We start from the raw sequence: 1,266 nt of genomic DNA on the forward strand, positions 1-1,266 counted from the left end.
CAGCAGGCAGGCTTCAGCTCACACCACCCGGCTTCGCAATGACGATCAGGGAAGGGAACTACAAACGTCCTTCGACTCCGCTCAGGATGACAAGCTAACCACTGGAATCCCCTGCACCCTGCTATCCGGCATAGGAGATTTTCGCAGGAAAAAGCACGAAAAACTTTGCAATTCCTTTCATACCAGCACTGCTCAAGGCAGGAGCAAGCGCGTGCGTTGGAATGAGCGAGAGCAGGCGCATAGCAACTGCCGCAAATTAGGTTTTCGTAGCTTTTTACAAGAAAGGATCCAGGCCTTGATCTTTTGTTACTTTTGGATCAAGCCAAAAGTAAGAGCGGTTCGGCGGCTAGCCGCGGCAAGACTGCGCGAAGGGGAAATAAAATAACTATAGCATTAAGATTCCCACTTTCGTGGGAATGACGGATTTGCGAAAGGGAGCGCCACCCTGAACTTCCTCCCGGACGGTCGGACGGGTGTTTCAGGGTCTCTTCTTGACTAGCGTACACTATTGAGAGATGCTGAAACAAGTTCGATAGCTATCAGATTTATCCCAGGATTACGAATAGATTAACGTGAATATAAAGAGATGCTGAAATAAATTCAGCATGACGGCAAGGGGAAAAGCACGACGGCGAGGGGGATCCTCTGCACCCTGCTATCCGGCATAGGAGATTTTCGCAGGAAAAAGCACGAAAAACTTTGCACTGCCTTTCATACAGGTACTGTTCAAGGCAGGAGTAAGCGCGTGCGTGCGAATGAGCGAGAGCAGGCGCATAGCAACTGCCGCAAATTAGGTTTTCGTAGCTTTTTACAAGAATTGCGCAGCAATCTTTTATACCGATAAAAACAACATTATCGCATAAAAAACTGATCCAAGCCTTTCAGTTATGCCATTTTGTTGTTGTTTTCATAGGCAGGCATGCTTTCGCTGCGCTCAAGTTTGTTTCTTTTCTATCAAGAGAAAAGAAAGAGCACCCGCGGCGGTGAGTCGGGTAAGGGCTGTGCATAAGGAACAATAGCGAAAGCATTAAGATTAGCTTCGCTGAGCACTTCGTGGTTCCCGCCTGCGTGGGAATGACGGATTTGCGAAAGGGAGCGTCACCCTGAACTTCCTCCCGGACGGTCGGACGGGCGTTTCAGGGTCTCTTCTTGAATAGCGTACACTATTGAGAGATGCTGAAACAAGTCCGATAGCTATCAGATTTATTTCAGGATTACGAATAGATTAACGTGAATATAAAGAGATGCTGAAACAAGTTCAGCATA

The 1,266-nt window shown here is 47.7% G+C and carries 1 protein-coding gene; it reads left to right on the top strand.

What is annotated here, in order from left to right:
• Window positions 1-385: hypothetical protein (locus tag OC25_RS28300; RefSeq protein WP_039483633.1), on the top strand; the 385-nt coding region annotated here is incomplete at its 5' end.
• Window positions 386-1,266: the final 881 nt, after the last annotated feature.

This window comes from Pedobacter kyungheensis (genome assembly GCF_000812965.1).
GTDB lineage: Bacteria > Bacteroidota > Bacteroidia > Sphingobacteriales > Sphingobacteriaceae > Pedobacter > Pedobacter kyungheensis.